20 protein-coding genes and 1 tRNA gene are annotated in these 22,454 nt (G+C 65.8%); 11 read left to right on the plus strand and 10 right to left on the minus strand.

Annotated elements, in window-relative coordinates:
* The first annotated feature begins 32 nt into the window (after positions 1-32).
* The 7 genes from ACQR10_RS01210 (at position 33) to ACQR10_RS01240 (ending at position 7,655) form a co-directional block, all read left to right on the plus strand.
* Positions 33-797 carry an ABC transporter ATP-binding protein gene (locus tag ACQR10_RS01210; protein ID WP_316179140.1) on the plus strand — a complete coding sequence of 255 codons (765 nt, stop codon included), beginning with the start codon at positions 33-35 and terminating at the stop codon, positions 795-797.
* Positions 794-1,516 carry an ABC transporter ATP-binding protein gene (locus ACQR10_RS01215; protein ID WP_316179138.1) on the plus strand — a complete coding sequence of 241 codons (723 nt, stop codon included), beginning with the start codon at positions 794-796 and terminating at the stop codon, positions 1,514-1,516. Before ACQR10_RS01210 ends, ACQR10_RS01215 begins: the two co-directional genes overlap by 4 nt.
* Entirely contained in the window at positions 1,513-2,523 is a 1,011-nt protein-coding gene (locus ACQR10_RS01220; RefSeq protein WP_315803853.1) for a branched-chain amino acid ABC transporter permease, read from the plus strand. The genes ACQR10_RS01215 and ACQR10_RS01220 overlap by 4 nt, the downstream gene beginning before the upstream one ends.
* Positions 2,520-3,590 (plus strand): branched-chain amino acid ABC transporter permease, encoded by a 1,071-nt coding sequence (locus ACQR10_RS01225; RefSeq protein WP_316215320.1) that lies wholly within the window; start codon positions 2,520-2,522, stop codon positions 3,588-3,590. Before ACQR10_RS01220 ends, ACQR10_RS01225 begins: the two co-directional genes overlap by 4 nt.
* Positions 3,591-3,794: 204 nt before the next feature.
* Positions 3,795-6,893 carry a bifunctional diguanylate cyclase/phosphodiesterase gene (locus tag ACQR10_RS01230; protein WP_316215321.1) on the plus strand — a complete coding sequence of 1,033 codons (3,099 nt, stop codon included), beginning with the start codon at positions 3,795-3,797 and terminating at the stop codon, positions 6,891-6,893.
* 146 nt (positions 6,894-7,039) lie between these two features.
* Complete coding sequence (locus ACQR10_RS01235; RefSeq protein ID WP_315756821.1) at positions 7,040-7,444, plus strand: YccF domain-containing protein; 405 nt, start codon at positions 7,040-7,042, stop codon at positions 7,442-7,444.
* 134 nt (positions 7,445-7,578) lie between these two features.
* A tRNA-Arg gene (locus ACQR10_RS01240) sits at positions 7,579-7,655 on the plus strand.
* A 30-nt stretch (positions 7,656-7,685) separates the two neighbouring features.
* Here the strand turns inward: ACQR10_RS01240 and ACQR10_RS01245 are convergent.
* The 4 genes from ACQR10_RS01245 to ACQR10_RS01260 all read right to left on the minus strand — a co-directional run bounded on the left by ACQR10_RS01245 (position 7,686) and on the right by ACQR10_RS01260 (position 11,162).
* Entirely contained in the window at positions 7,686-8,882 is a 1,197-nt protein-coding gene (locus tag ACQR10_RS01245; protein WP_316215322.1) for an acyl-CoA dehydrogenase family protein, read from the minus strand.
* Between the two features lie 95 nt (positions 8,883-8,977).
* Positions 8,978-9,991 (minus strand): formamidase, encoded by a 1,014-nt coding sequence (locus ACQR10_RS01250; RefSeq protein WP_316215323.1) that lies wholly within the window; start codon positions 9,989-9,991, stop codon positions 8,978-8,980.
* A gap of 132 nt (positions 9,992-10,123) precedes the next feature.
* Entirely contained in the window at positions 10,124-10,687 is a 564-nt protein-coding gene (locus ACQR10_RS01255) for a TetR/AcrR family transcriptional regulator (RefSeq protein ID WP_316215324.1), read from the minus strand.
* 13 nt (positions 10,688-10,700) lie between these two features.
* Positions 10,701-11,162, minus strand: coding sequence for a nuclear transport factor 2 family protein (locus ACQR10_RS01260; protein ID WP_315803861.1), 462 nt, complete (start codon positions 11,160-11,162; stop codon positions 10,701-10,703).
* Positions 11,163-11,439: 277 nt separating this feature from the next.
* Here ACQR10_RS01260 and ACQR10_RS01265 point away from each other — a divergent pair, with 277 nt between their 5' ends.
* Together ACQR10_RS01265 and ACQR10_RS01270 are read left to right on the plus strand one after the other, a co-directional pair.
* Positions 11,440-13,029, plus strand: a complete 1,590-nt coding sequence (locus ACQR10_RS01265) for an ATP-binding protein (protein WP_316215325.1) — start codon at positions 11,440-11,442, stop codon at positions 13,027-13,029.
* A 95-nt stretch (positions 13,030-13,124) separates the two neighbouring features.
* Positions 13,125-13,685, plus strand: a complete 561-nt coding sequence (locus ACQR10_RS01270; protein WP_316215326.1) for a hypothetical protein — start codon at positions 13,125-13,127, stop codon at positions 13,683-13,685.
* A 60-nt stretch (positions 13,686-13,745) separates the two neighbouring features.
* On the opposite strand, the gene ACQR10_RS01275 is transcribed toward ACQR10_RS01270, so the two are convergent.
* A complete protein-coding gene (locus ACQR10_RS01275; protein ID WP_316215327.1) occupies positions 13,746-14,015 on the minus strand; it encodes a hypothetical protein in 270 nt (89 codons plus the stop codon).
* A gap of 342 nt (positions 14,016-14,357) precedes the next feature.
* On the opposite strand from ACQR10_RS01275, the gene ACQR10_RS01280 reads away from it, so the two are divergent.
* Positions 14,358-15,179 carry an outer membrane protein gene (locus ACQR10_RS01280; protein ID WP_316215328.1) on the plus strand — a complete coding sequence of 274 codons (822 nt, stop codon included), beginning with the start codon at positions 14,358-14,360 and terminating at the stop codon, positions 15,177-15,179.
* Between the two features lie 82 nt (positions 15,180-15,261).
* Here the strand turns inward: ACQR10_RS01280 and ACQR10_RS01285 are convergent, their stop codons facing one another.
* The 5 genes from ACQR10_RS01285 to ACQR10_RS01305 all read right to left on the minus strand — a co-directional run bounded on the left by ACQR10_RS01285 (position 15,262) and on the right by ACQR10_RS01305 (position 21,591).
* A complete protein-coding gene (locus ACQR10_RS01285) occupies positions 15,262-16,386 on the minus strand; it encodes an ABC transporter permease (RefSeq protein WP_434839951.1) in 1,125 nt (374 codons plus the stop codon).
* Between the two features lie 3 nt (positions 16,387-16,389).
* Positions 16,390-19,137, minus strand: coding sequence for a ribosome-associated ATPase/putative transporter RbbA (rbbA, locus tag ACQR10_RS01290; RefSeq protein ID WP_434911787.1), 2,748 nt, complete (start codon positions 19,135-19,137; stop codon positions 16,390-16,392).
* Between the two features lie 8 nt (positions 19,138-19,145).
* Positions 19,146-20,246, minus strand: coding sequence for an HlyD family secretion protein (locus ACQR10_RS01295; RefSeq protein ID WP_410051937.1), 1,101 nt, complete (start codon positions 20,244-20,246; stop codon positions 19,146-19,148).
* 116 nt (positions 20,247-20,362) lie between these two features.
* Positions 20,363-20,575 (minus strand): hypothetical protein, encoded by a 213-nt coding sequence (locus tag ACQR10_RS01300; protein WP_316179121.1) that lies wholly within the window; start codon positions 20,573-20,575, stop codon positions 20,363-20,365.
* Complete coding sequence (locus ACQR10_RS01305) at positions 20,572-21,591, minus strand: helix-turn-helix domain-containing protein (RefSeq protein ID WP_316179119.1); 1,020 nt, start codon at positions 21,589-21,591, stop codon at positions 20,572-20,574. Before ACQR10_RS01305 ends, ACQR10_RS01300 begins: the two co-directional genes overlap by 4 nt.
* Before the next feature lie 243 nt (positions 21,592-21,834).
* Here ACQR10_RS01305 and ACQR10_RS01310 point away from each other — a divergent pair, with 243 nt between their 5' ends.
* Entirely contained in the window at positions 21,835-22,257 is a 423-nt protein-coding gene (locus tag ACQR10_RS01310; RefSeq protein ID WP_315803869.1) for a GFA family protein, read from the plus strand.
* Positions 22,258-22,454 lie beyond the last annotated feature (197 nt).

Below are 22,454 nucleotides of genomic sequence, written 5' to 3' on the forward strand. Positions count from 1 at the left end.
CACGTTCTGACTGGCACTGACAAGCTGGCGACATGGCCCTTACCCTCGAAACCCGCGACCTCACCATCCGTTTCGGCGGTCATGTCGCGGTCAACAGCGTCAGCTGCAGCTTCAGGCCGGGCGAGCTGACCGCCATCGTCGGCCCCAACGGGGCCGGCAAGACCACCTATTTCAACCTGATCTCCGGCCAGCTGACGGCCTCCTCGGGCTCCATCCTGTTCGACGGCCGCGACATCACCAGTCTCTCGGCACCCCTGCGCACCCGCGCCGGCTTGGGACGCGCGTTCCAGCTCACCAACCTCTTTCCCAATCTCAGCGTCGAGGAGAACGTGCGGCTCGCTGTGCAGGCACAGAGCGGCGTGCACTATGACCTGCTCCGCCCCTGGATGGCACGACGCGACCTGATTGCGCGAGCGGACGCGATCCTCGACCAGGTCGCGCTCGGCGGCCGCCGCAGCGTCACCGCAACGACGCTGTCGCATGGCGACCAGCGCAAGCTCGAAGTCGCGCTGATGATGGCGCTGGAGCCGAAGGTTTTCATGTTCGACGAGCCGACGGCGGGCATGAGCATCGACGAGGTGCCGGTCGTGCTCGACCTGATCGGCAGGCTCAAGCAGGACAAGAGCAAGATCATCCTGCTCGTCGAGCACAAGATGGACGTCGTGCGCTCGCTCGCCGACCGCATCATCGTGCTGCATAACGGCCAGCTGGTGGCCGACGGAAAGCCCGCGGAGGTGATCGCCTCGCCGATCGTGCAGGAAGCCTATCTGGGCGTCGCCCCGCGGAGCGCGGCATGAGCAAGCTACTGACGCTGTCTGCCGTCGAGACCTATATCGGGCGTTATCACATCCTGCAGGGCGTGGATTTCGAAGTGCCGGAGGGGCAGACCACGATGCTGCTCGGCCGCAATGGCGCGGGCAAGACCACGACGCTGCGCACCATCATGGGGCTGTGGCAGGCTAGGAATGGAACGATCGCGCTGGCCGGCGAACCGATCGAAAAACTGGCGACGCCCGACATCGCCCAGCGCGGCGTCGGCTACGTACCCGAGAGCATGGCGGTGTTCTCGGACCTCACCGTCAAGGAGAACCTGGTGCTCGCGGCGCGCAACGGCCCGCTCGACGATGCCCAGCTCGCCTGGATCTTCGGCTTCTTCCCTGCCCTGAAGAAGTTCTGGCTGTCTCGTGCAGGCAGCCTGTCCGGCGGCCAGAAGCAAATGCTGTCGATTGCGCGCGCGATCGTCGAGCCGCGCAAGCTGCTGCTGATCGACGAGCCGACCAAGGGCCTGGCGCCGGCGATCGTGGTGTCGCTGATCGAATGCCTCAAGGAGATCAAGCGCCGTGGCGCCACGATCCTGCTGGTCGAGCAGAATTTCCACGCCGCGCGCGAGCTCGGCGACCAGGTACTGGTGATGGACAACGGCACCATCGTCCATCGCGGCGAGATGGCCGCGCTCGCGGCCGACGTGCCGCTGCAGGAGCGCCTGCTCGGTCTCAGCCTGGAGGCGCATCAATGAGCGAGATCGCTGCGACCGAGGCACTGCCGAAACCGAAGCGCGACATTGCGCCCCTGCTGCTGCCGGTGGTGCTGGCGCTGCTGATGATCCCGCTGGTGGGATCGACGAGCTCCTGGGTGACCCTGACGGTCGCCAGCCTGGCGATGGGCATGATGATCTTCATCATGGCGTCCGGCCTGACGCTCGTCTTCGGGCTGATGGACGTGCTCAATTTCGGCCATGGCGCCTTCATCGCCGTCGGCGCCTATGTCGCGACGCTGGTGCTGCTGCCGCTGGCGAGCTGGGCCCAGTCCGACTCACTGCTGACCAACCTCGCCGTCCTCGTCCCCGCAGCGCTGCTGTCGATGGGCGTCACCGGCGCGCTCGGCCTCGTCGTCGAGCGCGTGCTGGTGCTGCCGGTCTACGGCCAGCACCTCAAGCAGATCCTGATGACCACCGGCGGGCTCATCGTCGCCGAGCAGACGCTGTATGCGCTGTTCGGTCCGCAGATCATTCCGCTGCCGCTACCCAACGCATTCCGTGGCTCCTTCATCATCGGCGACGTCGCGATCTCGAAATACCGGCTGCTGGCCATGCTGGTCGGCCTGGCGATCTTCGTCGCCATCGAGCTGGTGCTGAACCGCACCAAGCTCGGTCTCCTGATCCGCGCCGGCGTCGAGAACCGCGAGATGGTCGAGGCGCTCGGCTATCGCATCCGTCGCCTGTTCCTCGGCGTCTTCATGACGGGATCGGCGCTGGCCGGACTCGGCGGCGTGATGTGGGGGCTGTATCGCGAGCAGGTGCACGCCTCGCTCGGCGACGAGCTCACCGTGCTGGTGTTCATCGTCGTGATCATCGGCGGGCTCGGCTCGATCACCGGCTGCTTCATCGGCGCGATCCTGGTTGCGATGGTCGCCAACTATGGCGGCTTCCTGGTGCCCAAGCTCGCCCTCGTCTCCAACATCCTGCTGATGGTCGCTGTGCTGATGTGGCGGCCGCGCGGTCTCTATGCGGTGACCAGCCGATGATGATCCTGTCCGGCGATCCGCCCCGCAGCCGTGCGCTGTCGATCCTGCTCGTCGTCATCATTCTGGCGCTGCTGGCGACGCCCTTCATCTTCCCCGGCGCCAAGGCGCTCAACGTCGCCGCCAAGATCTGCATCTTCGCGGCGCTGGTCGCGTCCTACGATCTCCTGCTCGGCTATACAGGCTCGGTCTCGTTCGCGCATACGATGTTCTACGGCATCGGCTCCTACGCGATCGCCATCGCGCTCTACGGCCTCGGCCCAAACTGGACCTCGGTGGCGGTCGCCGTCGCCGCCGGGCTGCCGCTCGCTTTGCTGCTCGCGCTCGCGATCGGGCTGTTCTCGCTGCGCGTCGAGGCGATCTTCTTTGCGATGATCACGCTCGCCATCGCTTCCGCGTTCCTGGTACTGGCGTCGCAATTGTCGTGGCTGACGGGCGGAGAGGACGGCCGCAGCTTCCAGCTGCCCGAGCTGTTGCGCCCGAGCACCGTGTTCATCGGCAAGGACTGGTTCGGCTTTCCGATCAACGGCCGCATTCTGACCTATTACCTGGTGCTGTCGGCCTGCGCGCTGATGATCCTGGCGCTGCTGCGCGTCGTCAACTCGCCATTCGGCCGCGTGCTGCAGGCGATCCGCGAGAACCGTTTCCGCGCCGAGGCGCTCGGCTATCGCACCGTCTTCCATCTCACCTACGCCAACTGCATCGCTGCGGTGATCGCCGCCTGCGCCGGCATGTTGAACGCGCTGTGGTTGCGCTATGCCGGGCCCGACACGTCGCTGGCGTTCTCGATCATGCTCGACATCCTGCTGATGGTCGTGATCGGCGGCATGGGCACCATCTACGGCGCCATCATCGGAGCTGCGATCTTCATCCTGGCGCAGAATTATCTGCAGGCCCTGATGGGGATCGCTTCGACCGCGGCTGCGGACGCCGGAGTGCCGCTGCTGCCCGGCCTGCTGCACCCCGACCGCTGGCTGCTGTGGCTCGGCCTCTTGTTCATCGCCAGCGTCTATTTCTTTCCGACCGGCGTCGTCGGCCGCCTTCGCAACAAACCGGGTGCGGCGCGCTGAGCTGCAAGTACCCTTAAAATTCTGCGCAACGGCGCCGCCGCAGCCTCTGCCGCACGGTATTCGCATGCAGAAATTATCGTTTGCCGCGAAGTTTCGGCGCGCGCCTTAAGCGACGGCTAACCGCATTTCCTAACCGGTCCGGCACCAGTGCCTTGTTATCAAGCTGGCTTGCAACAAGTCATTTCCTCCCGGGTCGATCAAGGCATGCAAGGCGCAGCAGATACGTCAGGGACCGGTAGCGAGCCGGAACGGATTGGCACGTCCCTCTGGCGCGGTCCGGTGCCATGGCTGATTGCGTGCGGAGCGCTTCTCATCGCAGCCATCGTCATCGGGACGATCGTCATGGCCAGCGGCTTTCGGGCGCGTGCGATCGCCAACAACGAGCGCGAACTCGAGAACACCGTGCTGCTGTTGAGCCGGCATTTCGCGCAGCAGTTCGAAGATGCGGAGACCGCGGTATCGCACGCGATCGGCCGCATGCAGCTCGCGTCGATCGCTTCGCCGGAGGCATTCCGGGCCGAGATGGCAAAGCCCGAGATCAGCGAGATGCTGCGCTCTCAGGTCAATGGCCTGTCCTATATGGGAGACCTCACGATCGTCGACGTCGACGGCAATTTCGTGAACTGGTCGTCCAACGACCCGCTGCCGGCCATCAACGTCGCGGACCGCTCCTACTTCAAGGACCTGCAATCGACATCGCGGCCGGACAGCTTCGTGATCCTGCCGGTCATGAGCCGCGTCACCGGCGGCTGGGCGACCATCGTCGCGCATCGCCTGAACGGCGCGAACGGGGAATTCCTCGGCTTGCTGACCCGCCGGGTGGATCCGCACACTTACGAGACGTTCCTGGAATCGATGGCCCTCGGGAAGGGCTCGTCGATCATGCTGGTCCATTCCGACGGCGCCGTGCTGGCGCACTACCCGCACGCCGAATCCCTGATGGGCGCCAGGATCGGGAACGACGAGTTGCTGAAGGGCGTCGCCGAGAGTGGCCTGCGCACGACCCTGCTCACGAGCTCCGTCGACAACCTGGAGACGATCGCGTCGGCTTCCAGGATCGGGCGCTTCCCGCTCGTCATCTCGGCCAACAGGCCGGTCGACGCTGCGCTCGCGGACTGGCGATCGCAGATGGTGCTGCTCGTGGGCGCGGCGGTGCTTGCGATCGCGGTCATCGCCCTGACGTTCAGCCTGATGATCCGACAGATCGTGCGGCAGGGGCGTGCGGCAACGCGTCAGCTGGAGACCGAGAAGGAAAGGGTCGAGACTGCGCTGGACAACATGACGCAGGGGCTGATCTCATTCGACGCGAACGCATGCGTCGTGATGTTCAATCAGCGCTTCATCGACCTGCTCGGCCTGTCCACGGACGTGATCAGGCCCGGCGCCCACCTCAGCGAGGTCATCGCGCACTGCAAGGCGCGCGGATCCTTCAACGGCGACGTGACCGACTTCTGCGCCGACATCATCGACAGAGCCGCGGCAGGCGGCACGTCGCAGATGATCGCGGAGGGCGGAGCCGGCCGCTTCTTCAACATCATCGACAAGCCGCTGGCCTCGGGCGGATGGGTCACGACGATCGAGGACATCAGCGAACATCGCAGGCTCGAGCAGGAGCGCGACCGCAACTACGCATTCCTGCGCGAGATCATCGACCACATCCCGTCGCACATCATGGTCAAGGACGTCCGCGACCGCCGCTATGTCCTGGTCAACCAGTCGACCGAGCAACGCTTCGGTGTGCCGCGCGAGGAGATCGTCGGCAAGACGGCGTTCGACCTGCTGCCGCGATCGGTCGCGGAAAAGGTGACCGCGGACGACGACCGGGCTCTGGAGCAGTCGGACGGGCTGTTTCTCGCCGAACATCCCTGGCAGAGTCCGGGGCTGGGATTGCGTTACATCACGTCGCGGCGCATCGCCGTCGCCGACGATGCGCGCGAGCCGCGCTATCTGATCAATGTGATCGAGGACACCACGGAGCGGCGGCTGGCCGACGAGAAGATCGCCCATCTCGCACATTTCGACGCATTGACCGAGCTGCCGAACCGCGTGCTGTTCCGGGAGCGCATCGACGAAGAGCTGGAGCGCGCGCGTCACGGCACCTTCTTCGCGCTGCTCTACATCGATGTCGACGAATTCAAGGGCATCAACGATTCGCTAGGCCATCATGTCGGGGACGAGCTGTTGAAGACGATCGCGCGCCGCATCGAGGGCTGCCTCGCGCCGGAGGATATGGTCGCCCGGCTCGGCGGCGACGAATTCGCGGTGCTGCTGACCACCGTTGCGGACCGGGACGCGGTCATCGTGGCCGTGAAGGAGATCCTCGAGGCCATCCGCAAGCCCTATCGCTGCCTGGGCCACCAATTGTCGACCGATGCCAGCATCGGCATCGCGCTGGCGCCGCAGGACGGCGTCGAGCGCGACCAGCTGACCAAGAATGCCGATCTCGCCATGTATGCCGCCAAGGCCGGCGGCCGCCGCACTTTCCGGTTCTTCGAGCCGTCGATGGACGAAAACGCGCGCGCGCGGCTGCAGTTGCAGCAGGACCTGCGCCGGGCGATCACGGAAGGCCAGTTCGAGCTGCACTACCAGCCGCTGCTCGGCTTCAGCGAGAACGTCATGACCGGCTGCGAGGCGCTGCTGCGCTGGCGTCATCCGGAGCGAGGGATGGTGCCACCGCTCGACTTCATTCCGCTCGCCGAGGACACAGGGCTCATCAACGAGATCGGCGACTGGGTGTTGCGCACCGCCTGCGCCGAGGCCGCGCATTGGCCCGCCGGCATCCGCATCGCCGTGAACGTCTCGCCCGTGCAGCTCAAATCGCCAACCCTGGCGCTGCGGATCGCAGGCGCGCTGTCGGCGGCCGGCCTTGCGCCCGAACGACTCGAGGTCGAGATCACCGAGGCGGTGCTGATCAGCGACGACGACGTCGCGCTCGGCATCCTGCACCAGCTGCACGACATGGGCGTGCGCATCGCGCTCGACGATTTCGGCACCGGCTATTCGTCGCTAAGTTACCTGAAGCGGTTTCCCTTCGACAAGATCAAGATCGACCGCTGCTTCGTCAGCGACATCGGCGCCGGCAGCTCGTCGGCGATCGTCCAGGCGGTGGTGAGCATCGCCGCCGCCAGCAACATGACGACCACGGCCGAAGGCGTCGAGACCGGCGCGCAGCAGACGGCGCTGCGGCAGCTTGGCTGCACCGAGATGCAGGGCTATCTGTTCAGCGCGCCGAAGCCGGCCGCCGAGCTGCGCAAGCTGTTCGCTCCGGAAACGGCGGCAGGGAGCCTGCAGGCCGCCGGCTGAGCCGGCTTTTCGGCTCCCTCAACGCGCCGGCCGCCCCGGCCGAGCCTGCGGCGCGAGGCCACGCAGATTTCGACGCCCGGCCCGCTACCGGCCTTGGCGCCGCGTTCCTATATCCGGAGCGGCAACAACGGAGTTGGCAGGTCGTCATGCAGCCGGTTTCCATGCTTCTGAACATCCTCTGGATCCTGTGCGGCGGCGCCTACATGGCGTTCGGGTGGCTGGTCGCCGCGGTCGTGATGGCGATCACGATCGTCGGCCTGCCCTGGTCCCGCGCCGCCTTCAACATCGCCGCCTACACGCTGCTGCCGTTCGGCTCGCGCGCGGTTCGCCGCGACGAGCTCACCGGCATGGAGGACGTCGGAACCGGCGTTCTCGGCCTGCTCGGCAACATCATCTGGTTCGTGCTGGCCGGCTGGTGGCTGGCGCTCGGCCACCTCCTGACCGCAATCGTGCTCGCGGTGAGCATCATCGGCCTGCCCTTCGCCTGGGCCCATCTGAAGCTCGCCGGGCTGGCATTGTGGCCGATCGGCAAGACCATCGTGCCGGCGTAAGGCGGGGCGGCAGGAGCGGCTGGGCCGCGCGACCCCGCGGAATTGCCTCGCGGCGCGAGCGGCCGTCCGCCCGGTCCGGGAGCATCCAAGGCCGTTGCCGTCGCCCAGGCAATCGGCTAAACGATTGGCCGTACGCACCCGTAGCTCAGCTGGATAGAGCGTTGCCCTCCGAAGGCAAAGGTCACACGTTCGAATCGTGTCGGGTGCGCCAGCCCTATTCCGGTCTCGCCCGCGTCTGGTCTCAGCCGCGCACCACGCCGGCCCGCGCCTTCAGAAACTCGCGCGCGACGATCAGCTTCTGCACCTCGGTCGCGCCTTCGTAGATGCGCAGCGCTCGGATCTCGCGGTAGAGGCTCTCCACGATCTCGCCTTTGCGGACGCCGCGGCCGCCGAACATCTGCAGGGCGCGGTCGATGACGCGCTGCGCGGTCTCGGTCGCGGTGAGCTTGGCCATCGCGGCCTCGCGGGTGGTCGGCAGCTTCTGCACGTCGCGGCGCCAGGCCGCGCGGTAGGTCAAGAGCGCCGCGGCGTCGGTCTCGGTCGCCATCTCGCCGAATGCGGCCTGCGTCATCTGCAGGTCGGCCAGCACGCCGCCGAACATCTGCCGGCTCGAGGCATGCGCCTGCGCCTCGTCGAGGGCGCGACGGCCGAAGCCGAGGGCCGCAGCCGCCACCGAGGCGCGGAAGATGTCGAGCGTCTGCATCGCCAGCTTGAAGCCGCCGCCGGGCGCACCGAGGCGCCGGCTGGCCGGGATGCGGCAGTTCTGCAGCCGCAAGGTTGCCAGCGGGTGCGGCGCGATCACCTCGATGCGTTCGGCGACGGAGAAACCGGGATCATCGGGAAACACGACGAAGGCGGAGATGCCGCGCGCGCCGGGCGCCTCGCCGGTACGGGCGAACAGCGTGTAGACGTCGGCGATGCCGCCGTTGGAGATCCAGGTCTTCTCGCCATCGAGCACGTAGGTATCGCCGTCCAGCCGCGCCGCGCAGGCCATCGCGGCGACGTCGGAGCCCGCCTCCTTCTCGGACAACGCGAAAGCGGCGAGCCATTCGCCGGCGCGCACCTTCGGCAAGACACTGGCGCGCAGCTCCGGCGAGCCGCCGAGCGCGATGGCGCCGGAGCCGAGGCCCTGCATGGCGAAGGCGAAATCGGCAAGACCGTCGGCATAAGCGAGCGTCTCGCGCGACAGGCAGATCGCGCGCGAGTCGATCGCGCCGGCATCCGCATCGGGCGCCACGACGGCGCTGTCGAGCAAGCCTGCGGCACCAAGCGCACGCACGATCTTGCGGCAGGCGGTGTCGACGTCGCCGTGATCGACCTCGTCGAGAACGCCCGAGCCGACGAAGCGGTCGAGCTGGTCACACAGGGCGCGGTGACGCGGCTCGAAGAACGGCCAGTCGAGCCAGTCGCGGGGGATCACCTTCGCCGATGCACTCATGACAAAACCTGTCCGCCAATTATTTTAAGTATAAAATAATTCGCGGACGATCGATTTGTCAAGCTTGCGGCGGCCGCACGCGCCGCCGCATTCGCTCACTCCGCCGCCTTGCCGAGCCTGCCGAAAGCGCGCGTCGGCGCCGGGAAGCCGCAGGAGGTGCCGTCGGTGATCTTGACCTGATCCTCCCAGGGCAAGCGATAGGTGCCGGCGACCATGTCATGCATGAAGGTGTAGGGACAATCCATCGCGCCGCCCTTCACCGCGACATAGCCGCGGTGCCAGAGCTGATAGATGTTGTTCTCGACGCCCCAGTTGATGCGCGCCTCGCGCACGAGATCGGGGCGCACCTCGGCGGTGATGATCTCGTCGGCGCGCCCCGTCGTGCCGTGCGCGATGATGCTGCCGTCGAAATTGACGATCATGCCCTCGCCCATCGAATCGAACGAACCGTCGGAGCCGCACATGCAGACATTGGCCGTCACCATCAGGTTCTGGAACGCGTTGGCCTGGTTGGTGAAGCGCCAGCTGTCGCGGATCGGCGCGGTGTAGCCGGCGGTGCGGATCATGATCTCGGCGCCCTTGTAGGCGCATTCCCGCGCCATCTCCGGGAACATGCCGTCATGGCAGATGATGAGTGCGATCTTGGCGCCGCGCGGTCCCTCGATCACGGGGATGCCGAGATCGCCGGGCTCCCACGGCTCGACCGGAATCCATGGATGCAGCTTGCGGTAATACAGCTTGATGTCGCCGTGGTCGTCGATGATCAGACCCGAATTGTAGGGATTGCCGTCGGGGTTGTGTTCCATGATCGAGAAGCAGCCCCAGATCTTGTTGTCGATGCAGGCCTGCTTGAACGCGGCGACCTCCGGCCCGTCGAGCCGGCACATGATCTCGGGATTGGTGTCCATCGACAGCCCGTGCAGCGAATATTCCGGGAACACCACGAGATCCATGGTGCCGAGATTCCGCCGGGCCTTGCCGACCGTCCAGACGATCTTCTCGGTCTGCCGCGCAAGGTCGTCCTTGGTCACGACGACCGGAAGCTGCAGCTGCACCAGGCCGATGACCACGCCGTTGTCGGATTTATTGAGACCGCCTAACCCGTTCATGCCGGACCTCCCTGGTGTCGCCGCTGCTCGAGACGTTGCCCAAGACAACCACGATTTCACGAGAGCCGCGCGCCGATATTTCAGCCCGCCATTTGCCGCTTGCGGAGGCAGCGGCCGCCGGCGTTTCGAGAGTCAGACGACGGATGATCGTTGCAGACGCGCTTGGAACCGCATCAGCGCGCGGCCGAAAACGGCCGCCTCACCGGTTGCCCGCGCCAGCACCAGTGCACCCTGGATGCCGAGCACCACCTCCTCGGCGCCGTCGGCGGCCTGTGCCGCCGGCCAGCCGTCGCGGACCAGCGCATCGCGCAAGGCCTCGATCCAGCGCGTGAAGTAGCTGGCGATGGCGGCGGCGAAGCGATCCCGCGTCTCGTCGAGCGCGAACGCCCCGACCAGGCAGACGCGGCGGCCGGAACGGAAGTAGTCGTCGACGCCGCGCCACATCCGCGCGATCGACTGCTCCGGCGGATCATCGCGCAGCGGCGCATAGATCTCGCGCTCGAACCAGGCGTCGACATGCGCCAGCACCGCGCGCGCCATCTCGTCCTTTCCGCCTGGAAAGAAGTGATAGAGGCTGCCTTTGCCCAGTCCCGTCGTCTCGGTGATCCGGCTGAGCGAGGTGCCCTCGAAGCCGAATTCGCGGAACACCTCGGCAATCAGCGGGACGACGTCGGCGCGCTCGTTGAGCGTCCGCATGGCTCTCCCTGCTTCAAAGTCCCAATTCGGTCAGGCCGGGATGATCGTCCGGCCGGCGCCCGAGAGGCCAGTGGAATTTGCGATCGGCCGCCTTGATCGGCAGGTCATTGATGCAGGCGTAGCGACGCTGCATCAGCCCCTGCGCGTCGAACTCCCAGTTCTCGTTGCCGTAGGAGCGAAACCAGTTGCCGCTGTCGTCGTGCCACTCATAGGCGAAGCGCACCGCGATCCGGTCGTCGCTGTGGGCCCAGATCTCCTTGATCAGGCGGTAGTCGAGCTCCTTGGCCCATTTGCGGGTGAGGAAGGCGACGATCTCGGCGCGGCCGGTGATGAACTCTGCGCGATTCCGCCACCGGCTGTCGGGCGTGTAGACCAGCGACACCCGCTCGGGGTCGCGGCTGTTCCAGCCATCCTCGGCCATGCGCACCTTCTGGGTGGCGGTCTGCAGCGTGAACGGCGGGGCGAGAGTGCTCACGGGACATCTCCTTGTGTACCATTCGGAATACTATGTACCGATCGGTACACGGTCGTCAAGCCGCGCATGTTAAAGAGAGCTCCCGGCACACGCTCAGCCGTAAGCAATCGGATCGACGCGGAGCCAACCATGCTCGCGGTGCCCATTTACCGAATGTGTACGTCGCGACAGTGAGAACCCTTGTGTGCTCAACGGAAATTCGATGATCTGCTAAGGGAACCGGCCGAGCCGCGGGGGCGACACGGTCCGTCGGCTACATGTTTTGGGGAAATCGGACATGTCGATGCTCACGCCGCATGGCGAGTGCCTGCTGTGGACACCTGAGCTGATATGGGTGAATACGGTGTCCGACATCCTCACCTCGTTCGCCTTCTTCACCATTGCGTTCGTGCTTGCCTTCATCGTCTATCGCCGCCGCGACTTTCAGTTCAGCTACATCTTCTGGGCCTTCGCGTTGTGGGTGTCCTTCTGTGGGATGACGCGGCTGATCGAGGTGCTCACGATCTGGGTTCCAGCCTACAGCCTGGAGGCGGCCACCAAGGGCTTCCTGGCCTTCATGTCGGTCGGCATCGCCGCGGCGCTGCTGTTGATGCTGCCGCGGGTCCTGACCATGCCGTCCCGCGCCGAACTCCGGAACGCTTATGCACAGCTCGAGGAGGAGACGCGGCAGCGCCGCACCGCGGAAGCCATGGTCAAGCGCTTCCAGGAGATCGAGGCCACCGAGGCGCAGGTGCGGCAGGCGCAGAAGATGGAGGCGATCGGCCAGCTCACCGGTGGCGTCGCGCACGACTTCAACAACATCCTCACCGTGATCACGGGCACCATCGAGATCCTGGCCGAGGCGGTGAAGGACAGTCCGCAGCTGGTGCAGATCACCAGCCTGATCAACTCGGCCGCAGCGCGCGGTGCCGACCTGACCAAACACCTGCTGGCCTTCGCCCGCCGCCAGCCGCTGCAGCCGCGCAGCGTCGACATCAACGGCATGGTCGTCGACACCGCGCGCCTGCTGCGCCGGACGCTCGGCGAGCAGATCGAGATCGAATCCATGCTGGCGCACGATTCGGCGCCGGCCATGATCGACCCGAGCCAGCTGTCGACCGCGATCCTGAACCTCGCGCTCAACGCGCGCGATGCCATGCCGAACGGCGGCAAGCTGACCCTGGAAACCAAGAACGTCCTGCTCGACGCCGCCTATGCGCGCATGAACCCTGAGGTGATCCCCGGCAACTACGTGATGATCGCGGTCAGCGACACCGGCGAAGGCATTCCCGCCAATCTGCTCGAAAAGGTTTTCGAGCCGTTCTTCACCACCAAGGACGTCGGCAAGGGCGTCGGCCTCGGCCTCAGCATGGTCTACGGCTTCGTCAAGCAATCCAACGGGCACATCAAGATCTACAGCGAGCCGGGGCACGGCACCTCGGTCAAGCTGTACCTGCCGCAGGCCAATGCCGACGCCGACGCGGCACTGTCGACCATCAGCGCCGAGGGCATGGAGCGCGGCGACGAGACGATCCTGATCGTGGAAGACGATTCGCTGGTGCGCGAATATGTCATCGCCCAGATCAAGCGGCTCGGCTACACGACGCTCGCCGCCAGCAAGGCCGACGAGGCGCTGGCGCTGATCGACAGTCACCCCCGCATCGACCTGCTGTTCACCGACATCATCATGCCCGGCGGCATGAATGGTCGCCAGCTCGCGATCGAGGCGCTGAAGCGGCGCCCGAACCTCAAGGTGCTCTACACGTCGGGCTATACGGAGAACGCCATCGTCCATCACGGCCGCCTCGATGCCGGCGTGCTGCTGCTCACCAAGCCCTATCAGAGCGCCGACCTTGCCCGCATGATCCGCACCGCGTTGAACGCGTGATCGGCCCCCATTCCCGAGACGAATGATCTGCCTTGAACGCCAGCGCGTTTCCAGGCCGAGGCGCGCGCGGCGGCCTGCGGAATTGAGGGACTTGAATGGGCAAGACGTTCGGACGCTGGCTGGCCGCCGTGCAGGCCTATGCATCGGCCGATGATGCGCGCTCCGACATTGCCGCCAAAGTGGCGCTCGTCATCGTCTCCAACCAGCCGTTCTACCCGCTGTATCTCCACGCCATTGTAGGCCGGGCGGCCTGGCCGGCCTGGCTGACGCTGCTCACGACGCCGTTGTTCGCGACCGTGCCTGTGCTCGCGAAGCGCCAGCCGTTCGCCGGCCGCGCCCTGATGGTGCTCGCCGGAACTGCCAACACCGTGTTCTGCGTCAAGCTGTTCGGCGCCCAGAGCGGCGTCGAGCTGTTTCTCATTCCCTGCGTGTTGCTGGCCGCGCTGCTGTTCGCACCCACGGAGCGCCTGCGGTCCTTGCCGCTGCTCGCGTTGCCGTTCGTTTGCTATCTGCTGATCGATTCCCGGCTCGGCGAGCCGGTGATGAGCGTCGTGGATCTCAACTACGCCTCGCTGATCGCAATCAACGCGATGAGCGTGGGCGCGCTGTCCGCCCTGATCGGCCTGCTCGCTGCAGCGCGCATGGCACCGGAGTGAGATGCAGCATAAGGCGCCATCCGGATGAGCGCAGCGAAAAAACGGTGCCGTGATCTGGCGCTACGCCGCAGCCATCTGCCGGTGCGACGACCTGTAGGAGGCCCCATGATGGCTGATATTGAAGTTCAAGTTCGCCGGCGGTTGTGACGGTGCATGGCGGGCGAGGAAGTAATCCTCGAGTTCGGCGACCGCGCGGCTTTCCCATTCGGCAGCCTGCGCCAGCAGTGAGTCGCGCTGATGCGGACGGAACGCCGCGGTCTGGCGGTACAAGGAGGCGATGGTACGATAGCGCCGCACGTTCTCGAGAACCGCTTCCCCATTCATCATCATGATGCTCTCCCCTCTCCGTCCCCCAGGACGTGCCGAAGGTGCACGCATGCACTTTGCGAAATCGTTAGCGGGCGCGATGGAGCGTGCGGATGGTTGGCGAATCGTTGACTAACGCGGTGCGTCGAATTGTCCGGATCGTCGATCGACGACGGTATCGATCGACCGCCTCCCCGCCGCACGCTCGAATTTACAACGACTTAAGGTTAAGGACGCACTCGCATAAAGTGACGTCGTCACAGATACTTACGCTCACGAGTGTTGTAGTTGAACTACAGCCTAATAGGCCGAATTGTGAGAAATCCTTGTCTCAATGTTGCTGATATTCATTGAGGATTGTGACCGATGAAAACCCTTGCCTCCGCCGTCTCTTTGCTCCTCGCCAGCTCGCTCGGCGCATTCGCCGCGGATCTGCCGGCCCGCTACACCAAGGCGCCTCCCCCGGCCGTGATCTACAGTTGGACCGGCTTCTACTTCGGCGGCAGCGTCGGCTATGGCTGGGGCCGGTCGAACTTGAACACGACGCTGGACCAGACCAGCAGCTGGGCGGTCGAGGGCGCCGCCTTCCAGAATCAGTTCGTCAACATCAGCAACAACCGGCTCAATCCGGCTGGCGTGCTCGGCGGTCTGCAGGCCGGCTACAACTGGCAGAGCGGCGCCGGCGTCTTCGGCATCGAGGCCGACATCAACGGATCTGACCTCAACAAGCGGACGGTCTACACGGCGGCCAACCCGCCCACGACCCGCACCTTCAACGAGAGCATCCGGAACGACTGGTTCATGACCCTGCGCGGCCGCGCCGGTTACGCGGTCGATACGACGCTGTTCTACGTCACTGGCGGCCTCGCCGTCGGCAATGTCAAGGGCAGCTGGGATCTGACCTCGGCGAATGGCTACACAAAGACCGCCTCTGCCAACGAGACGCGGGTCGGCTGGACGGTCGGCGCCGGCGTCGAGCATGCGTTCGCGCCGAACTGGACGGTCAAGGCGGAATATCTCTACACCGACCTCGGCAGCATCAACTACACCTCGGCCTACGTCCCGGGCAGCACATTCGCCCCGCCCGGCTCGAACTACGTCGAGCGCCTGTCGCAGGACTTCTCATTCCACACGGTCCGGGTCGGCGTGAACTACAAGTTTGGTGGCCCGGCGGCCGCGCGCTACTGATCGCCGTCATCCATACCGACACCATTCAAGGGAAAGCCTCGGCCGCAGTGCCGAGGCTTTTTTGTTGGGGTCGAGGGCGGGCTCAGGCCGCCGCGATCGCCGCCCGGAAGCGGCGCAAGGTCAACGCCAGGACCACCGCGCCGATGGCCGCCACCGCGACGAATTGCGGCCACACCACATCGAGGCCGGCACCGCGGTAGAGGATCGACTGGGCGAACGACACGAAATGGGTCGATGGCGACGCCTTCATGATGGTGGCAAGCCACACCGGCTGGCTTTCCACCGGCGTCATCCCGCCCGACAACAGGTTCATCGGCACGGCGACGAGGATATAGAGCAGGCCAAGCTGCGGCATCGATCGCGCGATGGTGCCGAGAAACAACCCGACGGCGGTCGCGAAGAACAGATAGAGCACGGTGCCCACCATGAACAGCGGGATCGAGCCCATGATCGGCACGCGCAGATACCAGCGCACGACGGCGTAGAGCGCGATGGCGACGGCGACGGCGATCACCAGCGCATTGGCCCAGATCTTCGACATCGCGATCTCCAATGGCGACAGCGGCATGACCAGAAGATGGTCCATGGTGCCATGCTCGCGCTCGCGCACCAGCGCCGCGCCGGCCAGGATGATCGCGAGCATGGTGACGCTGTTGATGATGCCCATCACGCCTTCGAACCAGGCGGTGGTGACGTTGGGATTGAACGCGATCCGCGTCACCAGGTTGACCGGCGAGGACGAGGACGTCTCCGAGCGGGCCACGAACCAGGCAACCTCGGTGTTGATGATCTGCAGCGCATAGCCGGAGCCGATCCCCGCCTGGATCATCGCGGTCGCGTCGACGTTCACTTGCACCGAGGGCTTGCGGCCCGCCAGGACGTCGCGCTGGAAATTCGGCGGGATGTCGAGCACGAAGGTGAAGCGGCCGTTGTTCATCAGCCGCTCCACCTCGCTCTGGCTGATGTAGACCGGCGGCTGGAAGTAAGGCAGCTGGAATACGCTGGCGATCCGACGCGACAGCTCGGAGCTGTCCTCGTCGACGACGGCGATCGAGGCGCGATGCAGCTCCTGCGAGCTGCTCTGCGCCTGGCTGATCACCGCCACCGTAAACGAATAGATCACGAGCCCGATCAGCACGGCGTCGCCGAACAGGCTGCGCAGCTCCTTGGTGCCGAGCCAGAACACGTTGGAGAGCGAGCGCATCATGGCTTACGCCTCCTGCTTCGGCAGCATCGCCAGGCTGAACCCCGTCAGGACGGGAATGAAGATCAAGAGGATCAGGATGTCGGCGCCGACATCGGCAAAGCCAAGCCCCTTGGTGAAGGTGCCGACCGCGATCGGGCGGTAGTAGGTCATCGGGAACACCATGCCGATCAGCTTGGCCACGCCGGACAGCGACGACACCGGGACCAGCATGCCCGAGAACTGCGTCGCCGGAAGCACGGTGAGGATCGCGGTCCCGAACAGCGCCGCGATCTGGGTCCGGCAGAAGGTCGAGATCAACATGCCGAAGCCGGTCGTGGTGATGACATAGACCAAGGTACCGACCATCAGCGGCAGAAACGCGCCCTTGAGCGGGACCCGGAACAGGACCATCGCCATCACATACATCAGCGCGAAGTTCGCCAGCGCGACCGCGATGTAGGGCAGCTGCTTGCCGAGCAGGAATTCGAGCCGCGTCACCGGCGTGACATAGAGATTGGTGATCGACCCCAGCTCCTTCTCGCGGACCACCGCGAGCGCCATCAGGATGGCTGGAAACAGCGCCAGCAACAGCGCGATCGTGCTCGGAGCCATGGCGTAGATGCTGTCGAACGCCTGGTTGTACTTGAACCTGATCTCGACATTGACCGGCGAGGGCGGCAATGGCTGCGTCGTCTTGACGGCGGGATCGGACAGATAGAGCTGATGCGTGCCTTCGAGATAGCCCCGGATGGTCTCGGCGCGGAACGGCATCGCGCCGTCGATCCAGGCCGACACGAACGCGGGCCGGCCGCGCTTGATGTCAACGCCGAAGTTCGGCGGGATCTCGATCGAGGCCTTGATGTCGCCGCTCTTCATCCGCCGTTCGAGCTCGGCATAGTCGGCGAGCGGCGGCCGCTCGACGAAGTAGCGCGAGCCTCTGAGCTCGGCGAGATAGGCGCGGCTCTCAGGCGACTGATCGCGGTCGAGCGCGGCGAAGGTCAGGTTGTTGACGTCCGTGGAGATGCCGAAGCCGATCACGATCATCAGGAACGCCGTTCCGAACAGCGCGAACATCAGCCGGATCGGATCGCGGATCAGCTCGAGACCTTCGCGGATCGTGTAGGCGAGCAGCCGCCGCAGGCTGACAGCGCCCCGCCGTCGCTCCTCGCGCGGCCGGTCGGCGGGCTTTGGATCGGGCCTCGCCTGGGTCAGTGTGACCGGCGGATCGGCGACACCAGCGTCCTGCTCGAGGAAGGCGATGAAGGCCTGCTCCAGCGTCTGCGCGCCCTTGGCGCGGATCAGGCCGTCCGGCGTGTCGGTCGCCAGCACCCGCCCCTCATGCATCAGCGACAGCCGGTCGCAGCGCGCCGCCTCGTTCATGAAATGCGTCGAGACGAAGATCGTCATCTCGTCCTGGCGGGACAGCTCGATCAGCAGGCGCCAGAACTGATTGCGCGCCACCGGATCGACGCCCGACGTCGGCTCGTCGAGGATCAGAAGATCCGGCCTGTGGACGATCGCCACCGCGAGCGACAAGCGCTGGCGGATGCCGAGCGGAAGATCGGCCGCGAGGCCGTCGATGTGATCGGTCAGGTCGCAGCGCTCGACCAGCTCGGCAATGCGCTTCTCGGCGGCGTCGCGCGGCAGATGAAACAACCGCGCATGCAGCACCAGGTTCTGCCGCACCGTGAGCTCGCCATACAGCGAGAACGCCTGCGACATGTAGCCGACCCGGCTGCGTGATTCGTGATTGCCGGCCTCCATGGAGCGGCCGAAGATCAGTGCCTCGCCTTCGGTCGGCGGCAGCAGCCCCGTCAGCATCTTCATCGTCGTGGTCTTGCCGCAGCCGTTGGAGCCGACGAAGCCGAAGATCTCGCCCTTGCGGATCTGGAAGTTGACGCCGTCGACCGCGGTGAAATCGCCGAAGCGGCAGGTCAGGTCGCGCGCGACGATCACCGTCTCGTGGCTGCCGTCGAGCTCGGTCTTGGCCGGCATCTCGGCGCGGTCGTGCGCCGAGCGGTCGGGCAGCAGCGCGACGAACGCATCCTCGATCGAGGCGGCCTGCGTCTGCGCCTTGAGCTCGGCCGGCGTACCGGTCGCGAGGATGCGCCCGTCGTTCATCGCGATCAGCCAGTCGAAACGCTCGGCCTCCTCCATATAGGCGGTGGCGACGATCACGCTCATGCCCGCCGCGCTGCGCGCGCGCAGGCGGTCGATCAGGTCCCAGAACTGCCGCCGCGACAGCGGATCGACGCCGGTGGTCGGCTCGTCGAGGATGAGAAGATCGGGATCATGGATCAGCGAGCAGCAAAGGCCGAGCTTCTGCTTCATGCCGCCGGACAGCTTTTTCGCCGGCCGGTCGGCGAAATCGGACAGCGCCGTCGCCTCCATCAGCTCGGCGATGCGCCAGTCGCGCTCGGACCGCGACTGGCCGAACAGCCGGGCGAAGAACGCGATGTTCTCGCGCACGCTGAGATCGGGATAGAGATTCTTGCCGAGGCCCTGCGGCATGTAGGCGATCCGCGGACACACTTGCGTGCGGGCGCGCCGGTCGGCCATGTCGGCGCCGAGCACGCGCGCCTGCCCGTCCTGGATCGCGCGCGCGCCGGCCAGGATCGACAGCAGCGACGACTTGCCGACGCCGTCCGGGCCGATGAGACCGACCACGCGGCCTGCGGGAATGTCGATCGAGACGTTGTCGAGCGCGACCACGTCGCGATAGCGCTGCGAGACGTCCCTGACCATCGCGACCGGAGACGCATCGCCGATCATGTCGGCCATCATGGCGCTGCTTGCAGGCGCGCCGGCCATGCGACGTCGGGATTCCACCGGACATACGCCACGCCGGGCAATCCGCTCCTCACGGCATCGGCATGTGCGGCCAGCCTGTCCTGATCGACGCGCACACGGATGCGAAACATCAGCTTGTCGCGCTCGCTGCGGGTCTCGACGGTCTTCGGCGTGAACTGCGCCTGGCTCGCCACGAACGACACTTTCGCCGGGATCGGACGATCCGGATAGGCATCGAGCACGATCCGCGCGTCGGTGCCGATCTTGACCTTGCCGACCTCCTCGGTCGGCAGGAACACGTCCATGTAGACATAACCGATGTCGAGCATGGTGAAGATCTTGCCGCCCGCGGCGAGGACTTCGCCGACATTGGCGAGACGATATTGAATACGGCCGGGCTTTGGCGCGATCAGTGAGTTGTCGGCGATCTGAACGGTGTAGAGCGCGACGTCGTGACGGACCGCTTCGAGCCCGCGTTCGGCTTCGAAAATCCGCGCCTGCGCGCCGGCAAGGCCGGCGGTCGCAGTGTCGAGCGCCTGCTGGCGCTGATCGGCCAGCTCCCGTGTGGTCCAGCCGCTCTGCAGCAGGCTGCGGGTGCGCTCCATCTCCTGCTCGGCGAGCGTCTTCTGCGCCTGCAGTTGCGCGAGATTGGCACGGGCCTGATCGACCACGTGCTGCGCCTGCTCGGCCTGGGCCTGCGCCTTCGACAGCGACTGCTGCAGCTCCTTCGTGTCCATCCGCGCCACGATCTGCCCGGCCTCGACGCGATCGCCGATATCGGCGCGCAGCTCGGCGACACGGCCGGCATATTTGGTCGCGATGTCGATCTCGTCAGCCTCGATGCGGCCATTGCTGACGCTGATGCCGAGGGGCAGCGGCGGATGCAGCCGCTGCCACCAGACGTAGCCGCCACCACCGGCCGCCCCGACGGCAAGGAGGAGCACGAGAAGCGGCCACACTGCCCACCTGCGCCGCGGCTGATGGGACACAGGAACCGGCATCGCCGGCGTGGGAACGACGGCTGCGGTTTCAGCACGGACGCGCTGAACGGGCCGTTCGTCGCCGGCGAGTTGCGTGTCCTGTGGATCCATTCCGAAAAACCTTCTCCGCTGAAGCATGGCGCTCGTTTGCCATAGGCGCGGGAGAATCCGTTGACACAGCTCAACCAGCCCCGCGCATGCCGCCGAAGCCTGCGATCACGTTTGGGTTACGGCGCGGAATCCGACGTCGCGATGGCATGGATCAGCAGCAGACTGCTGAAGATGACGAACAAGGCGAACGCCTGGAATTCACGTGGCGACATATCGAGCAGGACGAGCATCCACTCGATCGGCAGACCGGCGAGCATGAGCAGGAGAAGGCCGGTTGCCGCGACGAAGATGCCATCGAGGATCCTCAACACGATCGTCTTGGACGTCATGGCGTGCTCCCCGTTAAGGACACGCGCGCGGTCGGCTGCCCGCGGCTGCCTCCGCAATCGCCCCGGACCTCCCGCGGGGTCAGCCCGTACTGGCGTCGGAACGAGCGATTGAAGTGCGAGAGATCGCCGAAGCCGACATCATAGGCGATGCTGGCAATCGCAAGCTGGCCATGGGCCGGGTCGCAGAGCATGCGATGCGCGTTCGCAAGCCGCACGCCGGACAGGAACGCGGAGAAGGTGGTGCCGTCGATCTCGAACAGGCGCTGCACGTAGCGTGGCGTGACGTTCAATTTCGCCGCGATCGTCGCCACCGACATGTCGCGGCGCCGGCTGTTGGCGATGAGGAACGATTTTGCGAGCTTCAGCCGCGCCGCGCGCAATCCTCTCGCGCGCATCGTCTCGGCGAGGTCGGCGGCCGGCCCGATCGACAGCGCGAGCAGGTCCTGGACGTGGCGTACCGACAGATTGAGCAGTTGCGCATCGATCGCGCCGCTGCTGGCCATGAGCCAGCCCGCATAATGGTCGAGCAGCTGCAATGCGCCGCGATCGACCGGCATCGGCCGCATCAAGGCATCCGCGATGCTGACATCCGCGGCTTCGACCATCACGCGCGGCATCAGCAGCGTGAACGATCGACCATTGCTGGTGCGATGGAACGCGCTCGCATCGGCGCCGCTGAGGATCGCCGCCTCGCCTTCGCGCAGCTCGCGGATCTGCCCGGCGGACTCGACGAACGCGGTTCCCTGGCGATTGATCGCGAGGATCACATTGTCCGCACCGTCGGCAAGATAGCGGCCGGACCGCGAGATGCGCGCCGGCGTGGCCCAGGCATCGAGCAGTTGCAGCCCTGGCAGGGTCAGGGCCCGATTGCGCGCCTTGAACGCGAGATCCGGCGCGGGCTCGAAATCGACACGCAGCATGACCTGGCCGTAGTGTTCGCGCCAGAACGCCGCGCGCTCCGGTTCCGGAATGTTGTCGGTCGAGAATTCGACGATGCGCGAATTGAAACCTGACATGCGATCACCCGAGACAATCCGAAACTGAAACCTGGAGCCGCGCGCTCCATCCAAGGCGGAATCGATAGCGTCATCGCCGCAAACGCGGCGTCCTCCGATCAGAGGATGTCGCCTGTCGGAGGATGGCCGAATGTGAACTGGGTCACGCGCGGTCGTGCCAGCCCTGCCGATCGTCGCCGCGCGCCAAGACACAGGGCTTCGGGAGTGATGCCGTCTGCGGCCTTACAACCAACGAGGACGAGGATGACACTCACTGGACGATGTTTTTGCGGAGCGGTCGAAGTCGAGGTGTCCGGGGCGCCAGAGGCGATGGGCTATTGTCACTGCCGGTCGTGCCGCTCGTGGTCGGGCGGCCCTGTCAACGCCTTCAGCCTGTGGAAGCCGGACGCGGTCAGGATCGCAGCCGGCACCGAGCACGTGGCGATGTTCCAGAAGACGCCGTTGAGCCAGCGGCAGTACTGCGCCAAATGCGGTGGACATTTGATGACCACTCATCCGCCGCTCGGGCTGGTCGACGTGTTCGCGGCAACGCTTCCGGATCTCGATTTCAAGCCGGCCGTGCACGTGAACTATGCCGAGACCGTGCTGCCGATGCGCGACGGCCTGCCGAAGCTGAAGGACTTTCCGCGCGAGTTCGGCGGCTCGGGCGACGCCGTCGCTGAGTAGCCTGGCGATGCCGAGCCCCGGAGCATGACAGGCTCCGGGGCTCGGCCGGCGTCCTTCTCATATCTCATCAGTCGAGCAGATGCCGATGATCGTGGATCAATCGGCGCGCGGTGCACAACCGCGACTCCTGAAGCGCGGCGAGCACGGCCCGCGCCATCCGGCGCATCCGACGTCGAATTCTGTGCGACTGTCGCCGC

This window comes from Bradyrhizobium sp. HKCCYLRH2060, from assembly GCF_051168135.1.
In the GTDB taxonomy this organism is placed as follows: Bacteria; Pseudomonadota; Alphaproteobacteria; order Rhizobiales; family Xanthobacteraceae; genus Bradyrhizobium.

Bases quoted from the DNA above. Each gene is read 5' to 3' on its own strand.
- ACQR10_RS01230 (WP_316215321.1), top strand. From the start codon at position 3,795: ATGCAAGGCGCAGCAGATACGTCAGGGACCGGTAGCGAGCCGGAACGG.
- ACQR10_RS01280 (WP_316215328.1), top strand. From the start codon at position 14,358: ATGAAAACCCTTGCCTCCGCCGTCTCTTTGCTCCTCGCCAGCTCGCTC.
- ACQR10_RS01235 (WP_315756821.1), top strand. From the start codon at position 7,040: ATGCAGCCGGTTTCCATGCTTCTGAACATCCTCTGGATCCTGTGCGGC.
- ACQR10_RS01215 (WP_316179138.1), top strand. From the start codon at position 794: ATGAGCAAGCTACTGACGCTGTCTGCCGTCGAGACCTATATCGGGCGT.
- ACQR10_RS01245 (WP_316215322.1), bottom strand. From the start codon at position 8,882: ATGAGTGCATCGGCGAAGGTGATCCCCCGCGACTGGCTCGACTGGCCG.
- ACQR10_RS01300 (WP_316179121.1), bottom strand. From the start codon at position 20,575: ATGACGTCCAAGACGATCGTGTTGAGGATCCTCGATGGCATCTTCGTC.
- ACQR10_RS01275 (WP_316215327.1), bottom strand. From the start codon at position 14,015: ATGATGATGAATGGGGAAGCGGTTCTCGAGAACGTGCGGCGCTATCGT.
- rbbA (WP_434911787.1), bottom strand. From the start codon at position 19,137: ATGATCGGCGATGCGTCTCCGGTCGCGATGGTCAGGGACGTCTCGCAG.
- ACQR10_RS01265 (WP_316215325.1), top strand. From the start codon at position 11,440: ATGTCGATGCTCACGCCGCATGGCGAGTGCCTGCTGTGGACACCTGAG.
- ACQR10_RS01305 (WP_316179119.1), bottom strand. From the start codon at position 21,591: ATGTCAGGTTTCAATTCGCGCATCGTCGAATTCTCGACCGACAACATT.
- ACQR10_RS01225 (WP_316215320.1), top strand. From the start codon at position 2,520: ATGATGATCCTGTCCGGCGATCCGCCCCGCAGCCGTGCGCTGTCGATC.
- ACQR10_RS01295 (WP_410051937.1), bottom strand. From the start codon at position 20,246: ATGGATCCACAGGACACGCAACTCGCCGGCGACGAACGGCCCGTTCAG.
- ACQR10_RS01285 (WP_434839951.1), bottom strand. From the start codon at position 16,386: ATGATGCGCTCGCTCTCCAACGTGTTCTGGCTCGGCACCAAGGAGCTG.
- ACQR10_RS01255 (WP_316215324.1), bottom strand. From the start codon at position 10,687: ATGCGGACGCTCAACGAGCGCGCCGACGTCGTCCCGCTGATTGCCGAG.
- ACQR10_RS01310 (WP_315803869.1), top strand. From the start codon at position 21,835: ATGACACTCACTGGACGATGTTTTTGCGGAGCGGTCGAAGTCGAGGTG.
- ACQR10_RS01210 (WP_316179140.1), top strand. From the start codon at position 33: ATGGCCCTTACCCTCGAAACCCGCGACCTCACCATCCGTTTCGGCGGT.
- ACQR10_RS01250 (WP_316215323.1), bottom strand. From the start codon at position 9,991: ATGAACGGGTTAGGCGGTCTCAATAAATCCGACAACGGCGTGGTCATC.
- ACQR10_RS01270 (WP_316215326.1), top strand. From the start codon at position 13,125: ATGGGCAAGACGTTCGGACGCTGGCTGGCCGCCGTGCAGGCCTATGCA.
- ACQR10_RS01220 (WP_315803853.1), top strand. From the start codon at position 1,513: ATGAGCGAGATCGCTGCGACCGAGGCACTGCCGAAACCGAAGCGCGAC.